Source organism: Vibrio sp. Y176 (assembly GCF_033438945.1).
The window spans coordinates 1-1,032 of record NZ_JAWOQS010000133.1 but is presented as its reverse complement, the minus strand read 5'-3'; the positions used below and the strand labels follow the sequence as shown (position 1 = coordinate 1,032).

Annotated in this window: 1 protein-coding gene and 1 pseudogene; both read left to right on the top strand. The window is 45.3% G+C overall.

The genetic code is table 11. The features are described 5' to 3' along the window. A pseudogene (locus R7O13_RS24610) lies at window positions 1-226 on the top strand (nucleoside phosphorylase); the annotation flags it as partial. A gap of 202 nt (window positions 227-428) precedes the next feature. Next, window positions 429-1,032: Crp/Fnr family transcriptional regulator (locus tag R7O13_RS24605; RefSeq protein WP_318304903.1), on the top strand; the 604-nt coding region annotated here is incomplete at its 3' end.

Genomic DNA, 1,032 nt, shown 5'->3' with positions numbered 1-1,032 from the left:
CTGGAATAAGAAAGGCATCTTAGGTGCAGACATGGAAACCTCGGCGCTGTTTACGGTTGGTCGATTGAGAGGCCTTCATGTGGCTTCGATTTTAAACAATGTCGTACTCTACCAACAAGATGTGAAGGAAGGGGTAGGTCAGTACGTAGATGAAGCTAAAGTGATGATGGAAGGTGAAAAGCTTGCATCTTTCACGGCTTTAGAAGCGTTGATTGCCCAAGCATAGCGTCATCTCTTTCTAAGATTAATATCAAAAGCGGCACATGGTTGTCGCTTTTTTTACTTGGTTTCATCGTCTTAATGGAAGGGGTACAATCCATCTGAGATTGTTATCAATAGTAATTGTCTAGATGAACAAGCAAACTGGCTTAGTCTTTGAGTTGCTCATTTGTCCGGATTCGCATCCTTCCTAGCGCAGAGAAAAACGCATGAAAATCAGCCCTTATCCGACTGGTCGCTTCAAAAACTATCTAGAACAGAAAAGTGCCGCGTTTCGTGATCTCATCTATCAGTGCCAAGTAAACACTCGTTATTTTGATGCAGGCGAAGCCATTTTGCGCCAAGGCGAGCAACTTCAGTACCTGTATATCGTGCCTGTGGGACGTGTTTCTATGAGTATTTTGGCTGCCAACGGGCGACGTTTCCAACTAGGGGAGGCGAACTGCGATTACCACATTTATGGCGAAATGGAGTACTGTACTCAAACCCCTTGCCAGTGGAATGTGGTGGCTGATGAGCACATGCAAGTTGATGTTATTTGCATCCACAAACTGACCGAAGCACTGCAGCAGCACCCTGAGATGATGGTGTTTTTTGCCTCTGCACTGGCAGAAGACTATCAGGACTCAATGGATATCTATACTAACCGCTTGCTGCATCCTATCACTTACAATATTGCTTATGATCTTCTCGTCCGTAATCAGACGGATACGATGCTTGGTGGCTTTGACAAAGTGAACCAAGAGGCGGAACGATTTGGTACGTCAGGCCGTGTTTATCGACGTGCGGTCAAAGATCTTATCGATAAAGGAC